Below are 18,921 nucleotides of genomic sequence, written 5' to 3'. Positions count from 1 at the left end.
GATGACCTCAATCAGGTCATCCGTTTTTCATGTCATTTGTTGAGTTCAAGCGCGAAAGAAATCGCAGATAATGCATAAAGCGGCGCCGTTTCAGACCGAAGAATGCGTGGTCCAAATGCACATGCAGTCGCTCCAGCCTGAGTCCATTGATTGATTTCATTCACATCGAATCCACCTTCAGGTCCCGTGATGACGAGAACGCGTTGTTTCGGTTTCAGTTGAGTCAACAGTTGTGCGAAAGCAGACTGTTCCCCTTCTTTTGCCGACTCTTCATACGCGATGATGACGGCATCATAGCCCTCCATTTTCTGATGAAGCTCTTTCGGAGAGATGTAGGAACACGTCGGTACAACGGCACGATAGGATTGTTCAGCCGCTTCTTGCATAATCTTTTGAATCCGCTCCACTTTTTTCGGAGCTTTTTTTCCATCCCATTTGGCGACAGAGCGCGCTGATTCGAACAGCAACAGATGGTGAACGCCAAGCTCCGTCGCTTTTTGGGCGACGAGCTCGACTTTGTCCCCTTTCGGGAGTGCATACGCCAAAGTCACCTCGATTGGCAACTCAGTCGTCGCCTGTCGCGATGACGTGACTTTCGCTTCCCCGCTCTTCTTCTCAAGCGATGTCACGACACAGGCATACTCAACACCTGTACCATCCAACAGGACCATCTCATATCCAGGACCTTGTCGTAAGACTGTACCGATGTGGTGGACCACATCTGAAGGAAGGGTCACCGTTTCGCCTTTAAAGGCTTCTTTTGTCAAAAAATAACGTTGCATAACTTACCCCTTCTTGGCGATAATCGCGACCCAGTCTTCCATCACGCGCGTCTCTTCAATCTCAAATCCAGCAGCGACCAAAGCATTCGTCACTTCAGCCCGCTTCTCTCCGATAATTCCAGAGGTGATGAAGCGCCCACCTGACTTCGTACGTGCATAGGCGTCTTCGATGAAAAGGAGAATGACGTCAGCAAGAATGTTCGCTACGACTAAATCGTACTCGCCTTCCACACCTTTCAGAAGATCACCTGTGTCCACTTGAACGAGTTCGCCCACTCCGTTCGTCTCAACGTTTTGACGAGCAGCTTCGACTGCGACCGAGTCTAAGTCTAGTGCCTTTACCTTCGTTGCACCAAGTTTTGCTGCTGCAATCGACAATACACCCGATCCTGTACCGACATCAATGACACGGTCACCTTCCTGGATGTAGTTCTCAATCGCTTGAATGCAGAGCATTGTCGTCGGATGCGTTCCTGTGCCAAACGCCATACCCGGGTCAAGCAAAATCACATTCTCTTCCGGCTGCGGGGTGTACTCTTCCCATAAAGGAACGATGGTTAGTTGTTGCGAAATCTTTACCGGCTTATAATACTGCTTCCAAGAGTGTGCCCAGTCCTCTTCATCGATTTCAGCGACCGTGACGTCTCCAGATCCGATGTCGAGCATCGTGCGAAGTCGTTCGATTTCTTTTTTAAGATTCGAAAGTAAATCTTGAAAATCACCTGAGGCCGGGACATACGCTTTGACGTGTACGCCAGAAGTTGGATACGTTTCACGATCCGAAACGTCCCAAATTTCTCCGAAATGGTCCTCCGCCATCATTCTGTCGAAATCTTCCACGTCCTCGATGACGACACCTTGTGCCCCCACTTCGTGTAGTAAATTGGATACTGCTTCTACCGCAAGTTGTGTCGTGTGGACACAAATTTCAGACCATTTCATCGTTCGTACACACTCCTTTTAGTGACTAAAGAACTTTTTCATTTTTTGGAACATGCCATGTTCCTCTTCGACACCGGACTCTCCGCTAATTTCTTCAAATTCACGCAGTAACTCTTTTTGACGGTCTGTCATGTTTTTCGGCGTCATCACGATGACACTGACATACTGGTCACCATTTGCACCACCACGAACACTCGGCATTCCTTTACCGCGTAAACGGAATTTCGAACCGGTTTGTGTCCCTGCAGGTACTTTCAAGCTCACATTCCCGTGAACTGTTGGTACTTCGATTTCCGCACCGAGAGCAGCCTGGGCGAATGTAATTGGCATATCCATTGCGATGTGTTGGTCGACACGTTCAAAGATCTCATGTGCTCTGACACGAACGACGACGTATAAGTCTCCTGCTGGACCACCGTTCACGCCTGGACCACCTTTACCAGAGAGACGAATCTGTTGACCGTTATCGATACCGGCTGGGATTTTGACCTCGACTGTTTGTTTCTTCTTCACATGACCTGAACCATGGCAAGTCGGACATTTTTCTTTAATCGTCTTACCACTTCCGTGACACTGGCTACATGGACGCTGATTGACCATACGACCGAGAATCGTGTTCTGTTCGACCGTTTCGACGCCGCTACCGCCACATCGGTTACACGTTTCCGGTTTCGTGCCCGGTTTTGCTCCGCTTCCCATACACGTGTCACATTCTACTTCGATTTCGAGTTCAATCGTCTCTGTTTTACCTGTGACACTTTCCATGAAGTCGAGATCGACGACGTACTGGTAGTCTTCACCGCGACGTGGTGCATTCGGATCTTGACGGCGCCCACCGCCTCCAAAAAACATGTCAAAGATATCTCCGAAGCCGCCTTGGAAGTCACCTCCACCGCCGAACTGATTGGCCCCTTCGAAACCGAATCGGTCATACTGGGCCCGTTTCTGTTCGTCTGAGAGTACTTCATACGCTTCACCAATCTCTTTGAACTTGTCGGCAGCATCTGCTTCTTGGTTGATGTCCGGGTGATATTGACGGGCTAATTTTCGATATGCCCGCTTGATGTCTTGTGCTGAGGCCGACTTGTCGAGCCCGAGCACTTCATAATAATCTCGTTTCGCCACTATTCTCGCTCCTATCCTCACTAACTACGTATCGATTTTACCGATTCTACCTTAACATGGAAAGAGCCAAAGCAGAAACCTGCTTTGGCGCTCTCCTTTACAACGGCTGTTTATTTACGGTCGTCGAGATCCTCAAACTCTGCGTCCACGACATTATCGTCCTGTTTCGCTTCCGCCTGTGGTTCTGCGCCTTCAGCACCTTGCTGTTCAGCCATTTTAGCATATACTTTTTGCGTCAACTCTTGAACGACAGCTGACAATTCGTCTTTGGCTGTACGGATCGCCTCAAGGTCTGAACCTTCGAGAGCAGTTTTCGCTTTTTCTTTCGCAGCTTCTGCTTTTTCTTTGTCCGCCTCTTCTACTTGCTCACCAAGATCTTTGATTGCCTTGTCTGTCGCGAAGACGAGTTGGTCTGTTTCGTTGCGAAGTTCTGCTTCTTCTTTACGTTTGTTATCTGCTTCTGCGTTCGCTTCTGCTTCTTTCACCATACGCTCGATTTCCGCCTCATCGATACCTGAAGAAGATTGGATTGTGATCGATTGTTCTTTGTTCGTACCGAGGTCTTTCGCCGATACATGAACGATTCCGTTTGCATCGATATCGAATTTTACTTCGATTTGCGGCACACCACGTGGTGCTGGTGGGATGTCCGTCAATTGGAAGCGACCAAGTGTCTTGTTGTCTGGTGCCATCGGACGTTCCCCTTGAAGGACGTGGATGTCAACAGCAGGCTGGTTATCGGCTGCAGTCGAGAACACTTGTGATTTCGATGTCGGGATTGTCGTGTTGCGATCGATGAGTTTCGTCATCACGCCACCCATTGTCTCGATTCCAAGTGAGAGTGGAGTCACATCGAGAAGAACGACGTCTTTCACGTCTCCAGCAAGAACTCCACCTTGAATTGCTGCACCAAGTGCAACGACTTCATCCGGGTTTACCCCTTTGAACGGCTCTTTCTTCGTGAAGTCGTGGATTGCTTTTTGAACAGCAGGGATACGTGTCGAACCACCGACGAGAATGATCTTGTCGAGGTCAGATGGTGTAAGTCCTGCATCTTTTAAAGCACGACGCGTCGGTTCCATTGTGCGTTCGACAAGGTCAGCCGTCAATTCTTCAAATTTCGCACGTGTGAGTGTCATCTCCAAGTGGAGTGGACCTGCTTCACCTGCTGTGATAAACGGAAGGCTGATGTGTGCACTTGTCACACCTGAAAGGTCTTTCTTCGCTTTTTCAGCTGCATCTTTCAAACGTTGAAGTGCCATCTTATCTTTCCCGAGGTCGATACCATTTTCTTTTTTGAATTCTGCAACGAGGTAGTCGATGACTTTTTGGTCGAAGTCATCTCCACCGAGACGGTTGTCACCAGCTGTTGCGACAACTTCGAATACTCCGTCGCCAAGCTCAAGGATTGAAACGTCAAACGTACCACCACCGAGGTCATAGATCAAAATCGTGTGGTCTTCGCCTTTATCAAGACCGTAAGCGAGTGCCGCAGCTGTTGGCTCGTTGATGATTCGCTTGACATCAAGACCAGCAATCTTACCAGCATCTTTTGTCGCTTGACGCTCCGCGTCGTTGAAGTATGCAGGAACTGTGATGACGGCTTCCGTGACTGTTTCACCGAGGTAGTCTTCAGCATCTTTCTTCAACTTTTGCAAAATGATTGCCGAGATTTCTTGTGGTGTGAATTTTTTGCCGTCTACGTCGACTGTATGTGACGTTCCCATGTGACGTTTAATTGATTGGATCGTATTCGGGTTCGTGATGGCCTGACGTTTCGCGACCTCACCTACTTGACGCTCTTCTCCTTTGAATGCAACAACCGAAGGAGTCGTACGGTTACCTTCTGCGTTCGAGATGACGACTGCTTCGCCACCTTCCATTACTGCCACACATGAGTTTGTAGTCCCTAAGTCAATACCGATAATTTTACCCATCGTTTATTCCTCCGTCTCGTTAAGTAGTGTTATTCTGCGACTTTTACCATGCTCGGGCGAATGACTCGACCATGCATCGTATATCCTTTTTGAAGCTCCATCGTCACGATACCTGACTCGAACTCATCGCTCGGTTCTTGCATGACTGCTTGATGGAAATTCGGGTCGAACGGCTGTCCGACTGCTTCAATCACTTCGACTTGCTCAGCATTTAATACGTCAAGCAGTTGACGATGAATCATATCGACTCCTGATTGAATCTGCTTCGCATCCTCTGAAGTTGCGTTTACTTGAAGTGCACGCTCAAAGTTGTCAATGAGCGGAATCAATTTTTCAATGACAGACTGTGAAGCAAACTTGACGCGTTTGGCATTCTCTTCGTTCGTCCGACGACGGAAGTTGTCAAAGTCGGCACGAATGCGGAGCTCGCTCGCTTTCAACGCTTCGATTTCTTTTTGTAAGTCCGTCCCCTCAGAACTTTCTTCCACAATCTCAGCATTTAAAACCTCATCTTCATTTGATTCAGTCGACTCATTCTCTTCTGTTTGTGCCGAGTCTACAGATTTTTCTTCAAGCACGTCATCTTGCTCGTGCCCGTTTTGGTGATCTGCTGTCATAATAAAACTCCTTTCCGTCACTCATCTAGTTTCGTTCGTCGCAACGCTTCGATAATTTGTCCCATCATTTGGACACCATGACGGTAATTCATACGCGTTGGACCAATCATAGCGATTGTACCGAATGTTTTTCCGTCTAGTGTATAATCCGAGGTGATGACACTACAATTTTGAAGGGCGACAATTCCGTTCTCGCTCCCAATGCTCACATAAATCTCACGATTTGGCAACGATTCGAGCCAGTGCGTCAATCGTTCTTGCTCATCAATCCATTCTAGGAATGGGCGTAACGTGTCGAGCGTCTGAAACTCGGGTTGATTGAAGATTTTCTTCTTGCCCCCGAGATAAAGCGAAGACGGCGTTTGGATTCCGAGCGTCGATTGAATCAGTTGCATCATGTTCTCGTACTGCTGTCGCTGAGCGAGTTGCAATTTGGCAACTTCCTCCCCAATCCGGATTTTCAATTGTCCGATTGGCGTTCCGACAAGGCGGTCGTTCAACAGTCGAATCGTTTCCTCGATGACGTCAGGAGCGACACGCGATTCAAACATGACGGTACGATGCTCGACGTGACCTTGATCCGTGACGATGAGAACGACACCACGCCGCTCGTCTAATGGCATAAAGTCCACACGGGCCAACGTTTCCATTTGGCTGTTCGGACCGAGGGCGACCGTCGTATAATTGGTCAAATCAGAAAGGAGATCTGCAGCTTGTCGAATCAGGATCTCAGACTCTTTTGAAGATTGTTTCAAACGTTCTTCTAGTCGACCTGTCTCCCGTTCGTCGATGATCTGCTTCTCGACGAGGTGGTCCACGTAATATCGATAGCCGACCTCTGACGGGATGCGACCTGCAGAAGTATGTGGTTTTTCAATCAGCCCCATGTCTTCCAAATCGGCCATATCATTCCGAATCGTTGCTGAACTAAACGTCAAATCGTCTCGTTTCGACAATGTCCGAGAACCGACCGGCTGAGCCGTCTGGATGTAATCGTCAATGATGGCTCGAAGAATGAGCAATTGTCGATCTGTCAGCACAACATCACTCCTCTCTGAAAAGGTTACCCCGCTTTATTAGCACTCATATTTAACGAGTGCTAATCACACTTCAAATATTATCATGTTCTCACTATTTGTCAATTCATACACTCGGATTTTTTCACCTTTTTTCACGATAGCAAACCTACGAAATGAAAATAAAAGCCCATTTCGGTAGAATAGATGATGAGGTGATTAAATGTTTACAACAAAACAATTTAATGTATTTAAACAGGATGGACTCGACGAACGAATGTCTGGCATCCGTTCGGATATTCAACCGCTCTTCCATCGGATTTATGACGAGGTCGGGCCAGAGCTTGAAGCTGATGTCGGTATTCCTCTTTATTTGCATGTGGCGAAGCACGCTCGTCGGACGGTGAACCCACCGAAAGATACGTGGATGGCGATTTGTCACGACAAACGTGGGTACAAAAAACATCCGCACTTACAAGTTGGGCTTTTCGACGATCGTGTCTTCATCTGGCTAGCGTTCATCTATGAGATGCCGAACAAGGACGCCATCGCGAAACACCTGCAACAAATCGATTTGAAATCAACATTCCCTGATTTCCATATCGCGGGCGACCATATGAAAAAAGAAGCGTTACTTGTTGAAGATACGTCAACTGAAGACATTCAATCGCTACTTGAGCGATTCGGCACTGTGAAAAAGGCTGATTTCTTGATCGGCCGTCAACTTCCTGCCGATGCGTCGATTCTTCAAAATGAAGACGCATTTCTCGCGTTGGTCGAAGACACGTTCGGTCGGCTTACACCGCTCTATCGTGATCTCGTCTTGTAATATAAGAAAATGGACAAATCCTCACGAGGGACTTGTCCATTTTTTTATGAATCAGCATGTTCAAGTTTTGCTTCTCCAATAAAGGCTGCAAAGGCTTCATTGGCGAGTGGCAAACCGGATGCCGTTAGACGGATATGTGTGTCCGTCCGTTCAATCAGTGACTTCTTCACCAACTCTTCGATGACGTGACCGAACACATCATCGAGCGACACTCCGTACTTCTGTTCAAACGTCTGAAGCGAGACCCCGGAACGCATACGCAGGCCAAGGAATAACTCTTCTTCCATCTTTTCCACTTCTTCTAGTTCGGTCACCCGTTTCACAGGGATGCCTTCTGCTTTAATATAGTGAGGAATTGGAGCGATATTGGCGCGACGTGTCCCATTCAAATAACTATGCGCTCCGGCTCCGAATCCATAGTACTCTTCATTGCGCCAGTACACTTGATTGTGACGGCTCTCCCGACCAGGCAAGCCATAGTTGGAAATCTCATATTGTTGGAGACCATGGCGTTCAAGCGTCTCCATCACTTTCAAGTACATTTCGACTTCGACATCTTCTCCCGGTAAACGGAGCTTCCCTTTTCGATCTTGAATCGCAAAGACGGTATGCGGTTCGAGAATCAACGAATAAGAGGATACATGTTGAATCGGTAATTTAAGCGCTAGCTCTAAATCACGGTCAATTTGTTCAAGTGTTTGTTCCGGAAGACCAAACATCAGGTCAATCGAGATATTGTCAAAGCGTTTTGCCGCTTCACTTACCGTCTCGAACACATCATCCGCACGATGCGTACGGCCGATGCGCTCCAGTCCACCATCATCAAACGTCTGGACACCGAAACTGAGCCGGTTGACGCCACCTGCTTTCATCGTATCAAGCTTTTCCGCACTCACAAAGTTCGGGTTCGCTTCGACAGAATATTCGAGGTCATCTGACGCGAGTGGCAGAAGGTGTTGGCGGACCATATCCATCAGGCGCGCCATCTGCTCCTCATTGAGCGCGGTCGGTGTCCCGCCTCCGATAAAGATGGTATCAATCCGCTCTGTCGGAAACGCCTCGAGCGTCAATACCATCTCTCGCTCTAATGCATCTAAATAAGCATCAACAGGCTGATTTTTTAAAAACACCTTGTTGAAATCACAGTAATAACAAATATGTTCACAAAATGGAATGTGAAGATATACGGCTTTAGCCAATTTCGGCCACCCCTTTCTTCTCATTCCATTTATAACGCTTTTCGTCTGTTCTTTCCAGCCTGCGCCATCAATCGAATCGATGAATGAATAAACCACTCTTCAATTTCGGCTCGAACCAGGTTGATTTTGGGGGCATCTGGCCACCATCATCCGCCACGCGCATCAGTTGTGACATCGTTGTCTCATGGCACGTGAAAAGCAATCGATCTGGTACTTTAGTCAGCTTCTCTAATTCCGAGGCCGTCTTGTTCCCACCGACAAAATCGACTCTCGCGTCTGTACGAATATCCTCGACGTTGAAGTACGGCGTTAGTATATCTCGTTGTAAGATGGCAACGTCTAGCGCCTTGTCCTCTTGCCGTTTCGTCAACTGATAATATTTCCCTCGATAGGCGACTCCGAAGACGCCATGTTCTTTCGGCAGGACAAGACCATCCTCCTCATTGATCATGTATGAAAACGAGAGTCCGTCTAACATATTCTCCACCTCTTCTGGACTAATCGCTGTCAGCACGCGATGATACGGCAAAATCGTCAATTCGTCACTCGGGAAGAGGACACCTAAGAAGTGTGTACGTTCATTCTTTTGAGAACGATCCCCACCCATCCCGGAAACGACCGCTGCCGCTTTCGCACGATGATGTCCATCCGCAATGTAGATCGACGGGATGGTTGCGCCAATCATCATGACACGAGCGAGTTCACGGTTTGGAACCATGAATCCTTCATGCATGACGCCTCGTTCATCCGTGAACGAGAACAACGGGTCTCCGTCTGTCGCTTTATGTAAGATTTGCTTCAAGTTTGCATGTGGAGGATGACTGAGTAGAATAGGACCGGTGTGCGCTCGCGTCGCCCGGACATGCTCGACACGTTCCCGCTCCTTCGCCTCCCGTGTATATTCGTGAATCTTGATTCGACCGGCTTCATAATCCGCGACTGAAAAGGTGGCGACTAAACCGGTTTGCTGACGTTGTCCCGATGTCAATCGATAGACGTAAAATCCATTCGGACGTTCCGTCAACTCCTTCTCATAGAGACGTTCTAGCTCATGACGCGCCAAATCCCCCCACTTCTCAAGCGAAAGGTCGGATTGAAGTGCTTCCGGCTTATCAACTGCTAAAAAAGAATCAGGATTTTCTGAAATGACGGCTTGCGCCTCTTCAATCGATACGACATCGTACGGGTCTGCGGCGACACGTTCCGGATGCGCAGGCATATAAGGGCTGAACGGTTTAAATACGACCATAAGATCCTCCTTAAAATTCCCGGACGCGGATGACGCCCTGTATTTCATACAGCGCATGAATCGATAACGGTTCATGCTCACTGTTGTCTAAATCAATTAACGTATACGCCATCTCCCCGCGGCTACGATTGACCATGTTATCGATATTCAATCCATGTGAGGCAAGTTCTCCCGTGATTTGACCGACCATGTTCGGGACGTTTCGATGCAAGATTCCAAGACGGCGTTTACCGGTGTAAGGAAGCTCGACGTTCGGAAAATTAGCAGACGAACGAATATTCCCTGTCTCGAGATACAACTTCAGCGTCTCCACTGCTTGAATGGCACAATTAACTTCCGATTCTTTAGTCGATGCACCGAGGTGAGGCAGTGCCATGACTTGCGGATGACCAATCAACGTGTGACGGGGGAAGTCGGTCACATACAGTCCCACATGATGATGCAACGCCTTCAATAAGTCATCATCTTTCACGAGCTCTCCTCGCGCAAAGTTCAAAACAGTCATCCCCGGTTTCATCCGTTCGAACCAACTCTGGTCAATGCTGAATCGAGTCTCCTCAGTCAAAGGCATATGAATCGACAATAAGTCAACATTTCCCAGTACCTCACTTAAATGTTTGGCACGCGTGACGTGTTTCGAAATATTCCAGGCGGCATCAACCGAGAGATGGGGATCGTATCCGATAACATCGACCCCAAGCTGGAGAAGATCGTTGGCTAGCGACGCACCGATGGCTCCTAGACCGATAATCCCTACTTTTTTGCCTCGCAACTCCGCTCCGAGGAATTGTCGTTTTTGCACTTCCATCGCTTCTTCTAATTGCGATTGCGATGCGATAGTCTGTTCATTCACCCAATTGAGTCCTTTCACAATGGGTCGTACCGAGAGGATCATGCTCGCAAGGACGAGTTCTTTCACCGCATTCGCATTCGCACCAGGTGTATGAAACGCGACGATTCCTCGCTTCGCAAGTTGATCGAGCGGAAGGTTGTTGACACCGGCCCCTGCTCTAGCGATGGCGAGAAGATAGGGAGAGATATCCTCTTCGTGGACTTGATGACTTCTCAGTACCCAAGCATCGGCTTGATCCGATGCATTGATGACGTACTCGCTTGGCTCAAATCGTTTCAGACCAGCGGCAGCGATTTGATTAAATGTTTTGATGTGATACATGGGTTTCCTCCTCGAATGCTCTCATGACGTCGACGAGGCGTTCTGCCCCTTCTAGCGGCATCGCGTTATACAGACTTGCACGTAAGCCCCCTACCGAACGATGACCACCGAGTTCGAGCAATCCACGTTCTAAAGCGTATCGTTCAAATCGCCGATCCATCTCTTGATCTCCCGTTGTAAATGGGATGTTCGTCAATGAACGACATTCCCCCGAAACAATTGGAGAAAAGCAGGTCGACTCTTCAAGATAGGAATAGACCCTGTCACTTTTCTGATGATTCAATCGTTCCATCGCTTCGACGCCTCCGCGGTCTTCCACCCACTTCAATACACGCTCTGCTACATACATGCTGAAGGTCGATGGTGTATTGAATAACGTATCGACATGTGACCCATACTGAAGATAACTCGGCAACTCAAGCGACTGAATCAAATCCCGACGGATGATGACGACCGTCAGTCCTGCAGGTCCGATATTCTTTTGGGCTCCGGCATAAATCACCCCGAAGCGCTCCACATCGATTTGCTCGGCTAGAATGTTCGAGGAAGCATCTGCAATCAGCGGGACATCGATTTCAGGGAGATGTGTAAATCGAGTCCCTTCAATCGTGTTGTTCAGTGTCACATGGAGATAGTCCACCTCTTGGACAAGGCTCGATTCAAACGACATCTTTCCCGTCGCATCTACCAATGGGTGAATGACATCGACCTCTCCAAAGTGTTTCGCATCTTCCATCGCTTTTTTAGACCAGATGCCCGTATCCACATAAGCGAATCGATTCCGCTTCCGTAAATTCATCGGAATCATTGAAAATTGTAACGTCGCACCGCCTTGTAGCCAAAGCACAGCGTAATTCTCAGGGATATGCATGAGTCTTCTCAATCTCAATTCAAGAGAGTCGACCACACGTTCGAAAGACGCTGAGCGATGACTCGTTTCGATAATCGAAACGCCTTCATACTCAAACGTCAAAAGATGTTGTTGAATCTCTTGCATCACTTCTGTCGGTAGCATGCCAGGACCCGCAGAGTATGTATACGTCGACACGGTGTTTCCTCCTCTATAGTCTGTCTAAGGGTTTACTCTTCCTTATATGAAAGGGCATTTCCTGCCTGAAATACAAAATCGCCCTGATTCGAAAATCAGGGCGACTCAAACTCATTATTCTTCGTCCATAGAGAGAACAGACATAAACGCTTCTTGCGGGACTTCGACGGACCCGACCATCTTCATGCGCTTCTTACCTTCTTTTTGTTTCTCGAGGAGTTTCCGTTTACGTGAGATATCTCCCCCATAACATTTAGCCAAAACGTTTTTACGAAGTGCTTTAATCGTAGAACGTGCGACGATTTTAGTTCCAACGGCCGCTTGGACTGGAACTTCGAACTGCATCCGTGGAATGAGAGCTTTAAGCTTCTCAACAATGACCTTCCCACGTTCGTACGCGAAGTCACGGTGAACGATGAAGCTGAGGGCATCGACGATTTCGTTATTGAGCAAGATATCCATCTTCACGAGACGCGATTGACGGTAGCCGATCAACTCATAATCGAGAGACGCGTAGCCTTTCGTGCTCGATTTCAACTGATCGAAGAAATCATAGACGATTTCACTGAGCGGAATCTCGTACGTGATTTTGACGCGAGTCGTATCGATGTATTGCATATCGATGAACGTTCCGCGTTTCTTCTGGCAAAGTTCCATGATTGCACCTACGTAGTCGTTTGGTGTCATGACAGCCGCCTTGACGTATGGTTCTTCGATTGAATCAACCTTTTGTTGCTCTGGCATCTTCGATGGGTTATCGACGTGAATTACTTCGCCTGAAGTCGTCGTCACGTGATAAATTACCGATGGTGCCGTCGTAATCAAGTCGATGTTAAACTCACGTTCAATCCGCTCTTGAATGATTTCCATATGAAGCATGCCGAGGAATCCACAACGGAAACCAAAACCGAGCGCTTGCGACGTCTCTGGTTCAAACTCGAGTGCGGCATCTGAGAGCTGGAGCTTTTCAAGTGCCTCACGAAGATCATTGTACTTAGCCGCATCAATCGGATACAAACCACAGTAAACCATCGGGTTCATCTTGCGATAACCAGGTAGCTGACTCGTTGCCGGGTTTTTAGCAAGTGTGATCGTATCCCCGACGCGAACATCTCCTACTGTTTTAATGGATGCAGAAAGCGTACCAACGTCTCCTACGTTCAATTCTTTAACAGAGATCGGTTTTGGCGTCGACACACCGAGGTCCGTCACTTCGAACGTCTTGCCAGTCGCCATCATTTGAACTTTGTCTCCTACTTTGACTGAACCGTTCACGATACGAATCGATGCGACGACACCGCGGTAAGCGTCATAGTATGAGTCAAAAATCAGTGCTTGCAATGGTTCAGACGGGTCACCTGTCGGCGGAGGGACAAGTTCCACGATTTGTTCGAGAATCTCTTCAATCCCGATTCCCGCTTTTGCAGAAGTCGGGACCGCATCACTCGCATCGAGGCCGATGACGTCTTCAATCTCTTGACGGACCCGCTCGACATCCGCTGACGGCAAGTCGATTTTATTAATGACCGGAATGATTTCAAGGTCGTTATCGAGTGCTAAATAAACGTTCGCAAGGGTTTGCGCTTCAATTCCTTGCGCTGCGTCGACGACGAGAATTGCACCTTCACATGCCGCAAGCGAACGTGACACTTCATATGTGAAGTCGACGTGTCCTGGCGTGTCGATCAAGTGAAGAATATACTCTTCTCCGTCTTTCGCCGTATAGTTCAATTTGACGGCGTTCAATTTGATTGTAATTCCACGCTCACGCTCCAAGTCCATCGCGTCAAGCGTCTGCTCTTTCATCTCACGAGCCGTGAGTGCACCAGTCTTCTCAAGAATCCGGTCAGCGAGCGTCGACTTTCCATGATCGATGTGCGCGATGATGGAAAAGTTACGAATCTTCTTCTGACGATTCTCTAATTCTTGTTTGTTCATATATGGGTTCACCTATCCTTCTCATGCATACCGTGTCATTATATCAAAATCCTAAAGTAATGTGTACGACCTACTACAACAATACCACAGATAGTTTTCAGAATAATCATCAAGTGGTTGCTTTTCATATAACCGTTTGCTACAATTGTGCTTGTTCTGTTGAATGATTACTTGAAGTAATAAGAACATACACTTTCTTGTTTCAGGAGGTGACAAACAATGGCAAACATCAAATCAGCAATCAAACGTGCAAAAACTTCTGAAAAACGTCGTGTTGCGAACTCACAAGAGAAAGCGGCAATGCGTACAGCAGTAAAACGTGTTGATGCTCTCGTACTCGAAGGAAACAAAGAAGCTGCTCAAGAAGCTTTCGTCCTCGCTACGAAGAAGCTCGACAAGGCTGCATCAAAAGGTCTTATCCACAAAAACAAAGCAGGTCGTGATAAATCACGCCTCGCAGCTCGTATCGCTGCTCTCTAATTAGAGATCACACGAAACAGCCGCCTCCTATTCGGAGCCGGCTGTTTTTTTGTATACCATGATGTAATGAGGACCGATCTCAGGAATGTCGAATGGCTCTCCGATTCGTGTAAGCCCATTTCGTTCATAGAATCGGACAGCCACTTCTCTCGCATTACACCACCATGAACATCCCAGCTCATCATGGAGTGCCTGTAAAAACCGAGAGCCGATTCCTCGTCCCGAAACATAAGGATCCGTCGCCATACCACGGAGTTGGAGCGGAATCCCCTCACCCTCGATTTGTTTCGGGGACAGCATGACTGTAGCGACCGATAGCACTCGATTGCCTTCAACCCAAGCGAAGTGTCGCGTCGTCGGTGCCTCATCCCCTTCAAAATAACACGTCTCAACGTCTTTTCCTGGTCTGAGCACAACATGACGGAGCGGAATCACGTCTTGAAGTGTCACTTGTTTGAATCCCATTCCTTCACCTCACAATAAGGCCAGTTGACAAACGAGCGTATCGAACACGATTTGTTTGTCACCACGTCCCGTTTTCATAGCTTCATCCGCGTCTGCAATCAAGGTCAGCGCTCGTGCGAGCTGAGCCTCGGAAAAGCCCCGACTCGCTTGTGTCGCCAATTTGATTGTATACGGGTGGGCCCCGATTTTCGATGCGATTTGCTTCTCTCCATAACCTGCCTCCGTCAACTGTTTTGACAGGTACATGTTCCGATATTGTCTAGCAAGCAACCCGAGTAGTCCAATCAGTTCTTGCCCTTGTTTCTCTAAATCCCGAACCAATCGAAGCGCTGCATCTGCTTGACGTTTGACGAGAAGCTCCGAGAGTTGAAAGATGTTATCTTCTAATGTACGGGGAACTAAATCATTCACAATCTCAATCGGAATCGTCGCACCCGTTCCCGCGTACAACTGTAGCTTCTCTAATTCACGAACCAACTTTCCCCAATCATCCTGACATAGGAATAAAAGACGCTCCATCGTAGAGCGCTCCATCTTTTGTTGTTCACGACTCAATGCATCGTTCACGTATCGCATCAGTTCGTTTTGGCTCGGTTTTTTCGCTTCGAGTACGATGGCACGCTCTTTCAAGCGCTTCACAATTTTTTTCCGCTCATCGAGTTTTTCTGACTCAACAATTAAGACAAGAACCGAGTAAGTCGCCGGTTGCACGACATATTCCGCCAGGCGGTCGACATTGTGCTTTTGCTTCTCTTTCGCACCCGTTAAGAACTGGGCATTTTTCACGATAACCGTGCGATATTCACTAAAGAAAGGGACCGTCTCCGCTTCATCAAGCGCCGTATCGAGTGACGTCTCTAGAAGATCTAGTTGCATGACATCAAATTGATCACCGGATGGATTGGCCGCCTTCACGATTTCACGTTCCCACGTCTCTAACAAATATTTTTCGGTGCCATGGAGAACATAGACGCTCGCCAGTTTTCCATTATGTAACCACGGTTCATTCAAAACACACACCACTTTCACAATTTATTCTCATCTAAACATAGATTATCTTCCCATGATTCGCTATACTTATAAAGGAAGTATGATAAGGAGGGACCTAATATGCAAATCAACTCAGTACGCCCACCGAGTGAAAACCCGTTTGAAAATGACGTTCAATGCAAACGTAATGACGCCATCGACTCTGCGATCGGCTTCATCGTCCCATTTGGCTTTTTCTTCACGATTTTCTTCATCGGTGTCATCATCAAATTCTTAAGTCTATAAGTGATCAAACGATTGCCCCGGGGGAGCAATCGTTTTTTAGTGTATCACATTTTATCCCGTACTACTCGATGATCCCCCGACACATGTTCTCTTCACAGACAATCATTCCATTTAAGTCGGTTCGTAATAGACGTCTGCCCACAACCCGTCGTAACGTCTCTATGTGCGGATGTCCATATCGATTGTTCGAACCGACACTCGCAATGATCCATTCTGGATCGATTCGCTCAAGTAGTTCTTCCCCCGACGACGTGTTGGATCCGTGATGCCCTAATTTAAATACGTCGACGTCAAGCGTCGGTAACTCTGCTTCTCCCTCTATCGGCAAATCTCCTGTCAATAGATACCGCATGCCACCTACATTCATGTAAAGGCTAATCGAATGATCATTTTCATCTTCATGTCGCCGATTCGGTGCCACAATCCACATCCATGGCGTCGGACGATCGTCTGCCTCGAGATAATGGACCGATACATCATAGGCCGCTGCTAAGTGTAGCAGTTCTTCTCGTTTTTCAGCATTCGCCACTTCTTTTGATATCCAAAGTTCTTCCACCGTCACCACTTTCAATAATCCTTCTAATCCGCCGATGTGGTCATGATCCGCATGGGTCAACAGGACAAAATCAAGCGAACGCTCCCCACGCTTCCATAAATAAGGGGCCAATACATCTTCCCCCGGGTCAAATGTGCTTCGCTTTTGCTCGTTTGGATCTTGAAATACGCCTCCTACATCAATGACACCAATCGTTCTTCCCGATTCTACGACGATTGCATCACCTTGCCCGACATCCAAAAAGGTCACCCTGGAGGATTCCGACCATTCTGACCATCCCGCAATCAACCCACATGTCATGATGGCCGCCCCCCATCCGATCCATCGTTTTCGATTCATCAGCGTCAAGCTCCCCCACAATCCTAGCAACAATGCGATTTGCGACGGCAATGCCAGATCGTGCAACGGAAGCCAAGGTCGTAAATCATCGTGGAGGGCGAACATTCCATTGATCTCATCCAACACAATCATGAACAACGGGGCAATTGAAGGAATCATCCATGTGACAAATGCGAGTGGCATGATGATCCACGAGATACAGATGGCCATCACGAGATTCCATATCGGTGCCGCGACGGATAGAACCGGTTGTACTTGCCATAGTACAATCAGCCCAAACAGCTGTGCGAAAACGGACAACTCGATTAGTCCTGTCCAGATTTGTCTCGTGACTAACAAAAAGAAGGTCATCCCGACCGTCAATTGGAAACCCAGATTCGTGAGAAGGAACGGTTGAACGGCCAACATGCCCGCCGCACACCAACTCAAGAGCCGAATCGGGTCTCGAATCGTCACACCGAAAAGAGAGAGAAAGAGGATCGCATCTGCGACGACGACAGCTCTTGCAACAGGTGGGGAAAAACCAGTCATCCATCCGAACATCGTAATACTAAAGATCATCAGTACCGTCTTCGTTTCACGTCGAATAGGGATTGGCTGCATCAATATGCGCATGGCCACGATCAACATGGCAATATGTGAACCGGAAATCACAAGAAGATGAAGAAGGCCCGTCACACGATAAGAAAATGAGGTCTTTTCATCTAGCATTCGACTCTCTCCGAACAATAATGCCTCCATATATAATGCGACATCCGCACGATGACGATGCTCAATTTGTTGAAGTTGTTGTTCTTTCCAACGCAACAACCGACCGTCCCACCCTGCCGTCGGACGACACGTGTCGATTCGCTTCACCTTCCCTTTAAAGGATACGTTTGAACTCCGTGCCCAAGCCCGTTCATCAAATCCCCCGGTGTTTCGTAACGGTTGAAACGCCTCTACTTCGATTTGCACGAGGCACGTCTCTCCAGGTCGTCCGTGTTCTAATTCGCGTCCTCGTAAGACGCCCTGAAGATCGTCTACGTTCCCGTATAGTCTTACCGATTTCCCATTCTCTTTTCGACTTTCGATTGAGAAGGAAATCGTGTCTGACGGTAACGATTCTGTAGGGGTCGTATGGAACGATGCGATACAGATGAGTCCAATCACTCCGGCTTTCGCATACAGGCCTTGCCCACGTCGTGTGACCAGATAAAAGACAATAGCGACCACAGAGACCAAATAGAATCCTTCTTTCAGACCGGTTACAATGAGTACCGCAAACAATGGAAACAGCGGCATCTTAAGGTACCAATAAATATGGCTTCATACTTTCTAATGTCTTTTCGCCGAACCCCTTCACATCACCTAGCGCTTCATATGTTTTAAATGGGCCGTTCGCTTTCAGATGATTTAAAATCGCCTCGGCTTTGGCTGGACCAATTCCTGGAACCGTCATCAGTTCCTCTTTCGTCGCACTGTTGACATGAACACCGTTCGTTTCGACCTCAGGACTCGCTGAGTCTTGCGAAATCGGTGTTTCTCCTTTTTTCGGCACGATGATTTTGACTCCATCAACTAACAACTGTGCTAAATTTAACTGCTCTGGGTCAGCTTCGTCTGTCAGGACTGCCAAAGAGAGCACATCGCCCACTCTCGCCCCTTCTGGTACGGTATATACGTTCGGAGATTCAACCGCACCTGTCACATACACAACGAGCTCCATACGCTCTGGGGTCGTGGTCGGCGTGACCTCCTCAGGTTCCATGACGAACTCGTCCACCATTCGTTGCTCCGGTTCCTTTTGATAAAACAAATAGCCCACTCCTAAAAAAAGAACGACTAGGAGACCGATGACGAGTTGTTTCCATCTTTCCAAGCGAATCACCACCCTGTTCGACTGTTACGTTCAGTATGGCGAATCAGCTGTTTCGAAACACGTCTCATTCTTCCCCACAATCTTAACTT

The 18,921-nt window shown here is 47.9% G+C and carries 18 protein-coding genes; 3 read left to right on the top strand and 15 right to left on the bottom strand.

All coding sequences use genetic code 11. The features are described from left to right. Positions 1-32: 32 nt before the first annotated feature. The 6 genes from KNO79_RS04760 to hrcA form a co-directional block, all read right to left on the bottom strand. Positions 33-782, bottom strand: coding sequence for a 16S rRNA (uracil(1498)-N(3))-methyltransferase (locus KNO79_RS04760; RefSeq protein ID WP_214690740.1), 750 nt, complete (start codon positions 780-782; stop codon positions 33-35). Positions 783-785: 3 nt separating this feature from the next. After that, entirely contained in the window at positions 786-1,724 is a 939-nt protein-coding gene (gene prmA, locus KNO79_RS04755) for a 50S ribosomal protein L11 methyltransferase (RefSeq protein ID WP_078147163.1), read from the bottom strand. An 18-nt stretch (positions 1,725-1,742) separates the two neighbouring features. Continuing rightward, on the bottom strand, positions 1,743-2,849 hold the full coding sequence (gene dnaJ / locus KNO79_RS04750) for a molecular chaperone DnaJ (protein WP_012726665.1): 1,107 nt from the start codon (positions 2,847-2,849) through the stop codon (positions 1,743-1,745). Between the two features lie 110 nt (positions 2,850-2,959). Continuing rightward, positions 2,960-4,786 carry a molecular chaperone DnaK gene (gene dnaK, locus KNO79_RS04745; protein WP_159562505.1) on the bottom strand — a complete coding sequence of 609 codons (1,827 nt, stop codon included), beginning with the start codon at positions 4,784-4,786 and terminating at the stop codon, positions 2,960-2,962. A 29-nt stretch (positions 4,787-4,815) separates the two neighbouring features. Continuing rightward, the gene (gene grpE, locus KNO79_RS04740) at positions 4,816-5,403 is read right to left on the bottom strand and encodes a nucleotide exchange factor GrpE (protein ID WP_012726667.1); all 588 of its coding nucleotides are present in this window, start codon (positions 5,401-5,403) and stop codon (positions 4,816-4,818) included. Between the two features lie 17 nt (positions 5,404-5,420). Beyond that, a complete protein-coding gene (gene hrcA, locus KNO79_RS04735; protein WP_074036577.1) occupies positions 5,421-6,443 on the bottom strand; it encodes a heat-inducible transcriptional repressor HrcA in 1,023 nt (340 codons plus the stop codon). Positions 6,444-6,642: 199 nt separating this feature from the next. On the opposite strand from hrcA, the gene KNO79_RS04730 reads away from it, so the two are divergent. Then, on the top strand, positions 6,643-7,248 hold the full coding sequence (locus tag KNO79_RS04730) for a DUF1054 domain-containing protein (protein ID WP_012726669.1): 606 nt from the start codon (positions 6,643-6,645) through the stop codon (positions 7,246-7,248). A 44-nt stretch (positions 7,249-7,292) separates the two neighbouring features. Here KNO79_RS04730 and hemW read toward each other — a convergent pair whose 3' ends face one another. From hemW to lepA, 5 genes are all read right to left on the bottom strand, one after another. Beyond that, the gene (hemW, locus tag KNO79_RS04725) at positions 7,293-8,471 is read right to left on the bottom strand and encodes a radical SAM family heme chaperone HemW (protein ID WP_251127153.1); all 1,179 of its coding nucleotides are present in this window, start codon (positions 8,469-8,471) and stop codon (positions 7,293-7,295) included. A gap of 43 nt (positions 8,472-8,514) precedes the next feature. Then, on the bottom strand, positions 8,515-9,696 hold the full coding sequence (locus KNO79_RS04720; RefSeq protein WP_214690738.1) for a DUF1015 domain-containing protein: 1,182 nt from the start codon (positions 9,694-9,696) through the stop codon (positions 8,515-8,517). 10 nt (positions 9,697-9,706) lie between these two features. Then, positions 9,707-10,870 carry a phosphoglycerate dehydrogenase gene (locus KNO79_RS04715; RefSeq protein WP_214690737.1) on the bottom strand — a complete coding sequence of 388 codons (1,164 nt, stop codon included), beginning with the start codon at positions 10,868-10,870 and terminating at the stop codon, positions 9,707-9,709. Then, positions 10,848-11,918 (bottom strand): 3-phosphoserine/phosphohydroxythreonine transaminase, encoded by a 1,071-nt coding sequence (serC, locus tag KNO79_RS04710; RefSeq protein WP_196430886.1) that lies wholly within the window; start codon positions 11,916-11,918, stop codon positions 10,848-10,850. The genes KNO79_RS04715 and serC overlap by 23 nt, the downstream gene beginning before the upstream one ends. 114 nt (positions 11,919-12,032) lie before the next feature. Further along, positions 12,033-13,856, bottom strand: a complete 1,824-nt coding sequence (lepA, locus tag KNO79_RS04705; protein ID WP_196430887.1) for a translation elongation factor 4 — start codon at positions 13,854-13,856, stop codon at positions 12,033-12,035. Between the two features lie 219 nt (positions 13,857-14,075). Between lepA and rpsT the strand changes: the two genes are divergently transcribed. Next, a complete protein-coding gene (rpsT, locus tag KNO79_RS04700) occupies positions 14,076-14,336 on the top strand; it encodes a 30S ribosomal protein S20 (protein ID WP_012726675.1) in 261 nt (86 codons plus the stop codon). 27 nt (positions 14,337-14,363) lie between these two features. On the opposite strand, the gene KNO79_RS04695 is transcribed toward rpsT, so the two are convergent. Both KNO79_RS04695 and holA read right to left on the bottom strand, forming a co-directional pair. Next, on the bottom strand, positions 14,364-14,801 hold the full coding sequence (locus tag KNO79_RS04695; RefSeq protein ID WP_214690736.1) for a GNAT family N-acetyltransferase: 438 nt from the start codon (positions 14,799-14,801) through the stop codon (positions 14,364-14,366). Between the two features lie 9 nt (positions 14,802-14,810). Continuing rightward, positions 14,811-15,821, bottom strand: a complete 1,011-nt coding sequence (holA, locus tag KNO79_RS04690; protein ID WP_236548987.1) for a DNA polymerase III subunit delta — start codon at positions 15,819-15,821, stop codon at positions 14,811-14,813. 90 nt (positions 15,822-15,911) lie between these two features. On the opposite strand from holA, the gene KNO79_RS04685 reads away from it, so the two are divergent. Further along, the gene (locus KNO79_RS04685; RefSeq protein ID WP_012726678.1) at positions 15,912-16,076 is read left to right on the top strand and encodes a YqzM family protein; all 165 of its coding nucleotides are present in this window, start codon (positions 15,912-15,914) and stop codon (positions 16,074-16,076) included. A 61-nt stretch (positions 16,077-16,137) separates the two neighbouring features. On the opposite strand, the gene KNO79_RS04680 is transcribed toward KNO79_RS04685, so the two are convergent. Both KNO79_RS04680 and KNO79_RS04675 read right to left on the bottom strand, forming a co-directional pair. After that, positions 16,138-18,255 (bottom strand): DNA internalization-related competence protein ComEC/Rec2, encoded by a 2,118-nt coding sequence (locus tag KNO79_RS04680; protein WP_214690735.1) that lies wholly within the window; start codon positions 18,253-18,255, stop codon positions 16,138-16,140. Between the two features lies 1 nt (position 18,256). After that, positions 18,257-18,841, bottom strand: a complete 585-nt coding sequence (locus KNO79_RS04675) for a helix-hairpin-helix domain-containing protein (protein WP_269317842.1) — start codon at positions 18,839-18,841, stop codon at positions 18,257-18,259. Positions 18,842-18,921 lie beyond the last annotated feature (80 nt).

It is taken from the genome of Exiguobacterium sp. s43, assembly GCF_018617255.1.
GTDB lineage: Bacteria > Bacillota > Bacilli > Exiguobacteriales > Exiguobacteriaceae > Exiguobacterium > Exiguobacterium profundum.
The sequence above is the reverse complement of the archived record's forward strand: the minus strand, read 5'-3'. Positions and strand labels throughout refer to the sequence as shown.

Coding starts and splice junctions, on each gene's coding strand:
- KNO79_RS04760 (WP_214690740.1), bottom strand. CDS start 782: ATGCAACGTTATTTTTTGACAAAAGAAGCCTTTAAAGGCGAAACGGTG.
- prmA (WP_078147163.1), bottom strand. CDS start 1,724: ATGAAATGGTCTGAAATTTGTGTCCACACGACACAACTTGCGGTAGAA.
- dnaK (WP_159562505.1), bottom strand. CDS start 4,786: ATGGGTAAAATTATCGGTATTGACTTAGGGACTACAAACTCATGTGTG.
- grpE (WP_012726667.1), bottom strand. CDS start 5,403: ATGACAGCAGATCACCAAAACGGGCACGAGCAAGATGACGTGCTTGAA.
- KNO79_RS04730 (WP_012726669.1), top strand. CDS start 6,643: ATGTTTACAACAAAACAATTTAATGTATTTAAACAGGATGGACTCGAC.
- hemW (WP_251127153.1), bottom strand. CDS start 8,471: ATGAGAAGAAAGGGGTGGCCGAAATTGGCTAAAGCCGTATATCTTCAC.
- KNO79_RS04720 (WP_214690738.1), bottom strand. CDS start 9,696: ATGGTCGTATTTAAACCGTTCAGCCCTTATATGCCTGCGCATCCGGAA.
- KNO79_RS04715 (WP_214690737.1), bottom strand. CDS start 10,870: ATGTATCACATCAAAACATTTAATCAAATCGCTGCCGCTGGTCTGAAA.
- lepA (WP_196430887.1), bottom strand. CDS start 13,856: ATGAACAAACAAGAATTAGAGAATCGTCAGAAGAAGATTCGTAACTTT.
- rpsT (WP_012726675.1), top strand. CDS start 14,076: ATGGCAAACATCAAATCAGCAATCAAACGTGCAAAAACTTCTGAAAAA.
- KNO79_RS04695 (WP_214690736.1), bottom strand. CDS start 14,801: ATGGGATTCAAACAAGTGACACTTCAAGACGTGATTCCGCTCCGTCAT.
- KNO79_RS04685 (WP_012726678.1), top strand. CDS start 15,912: ATGCAAATCAACTCAGTACGCCCACCGAGTGAAAACCCGTTTGAAAAT.
- KNO79_RS04680 (WP_214690735.1), bottom strand. CDS start 18,255: ATGCCGCTGTTTCCATTGTTTGCGGTACTCATTGTAACCGGTCTGAAA.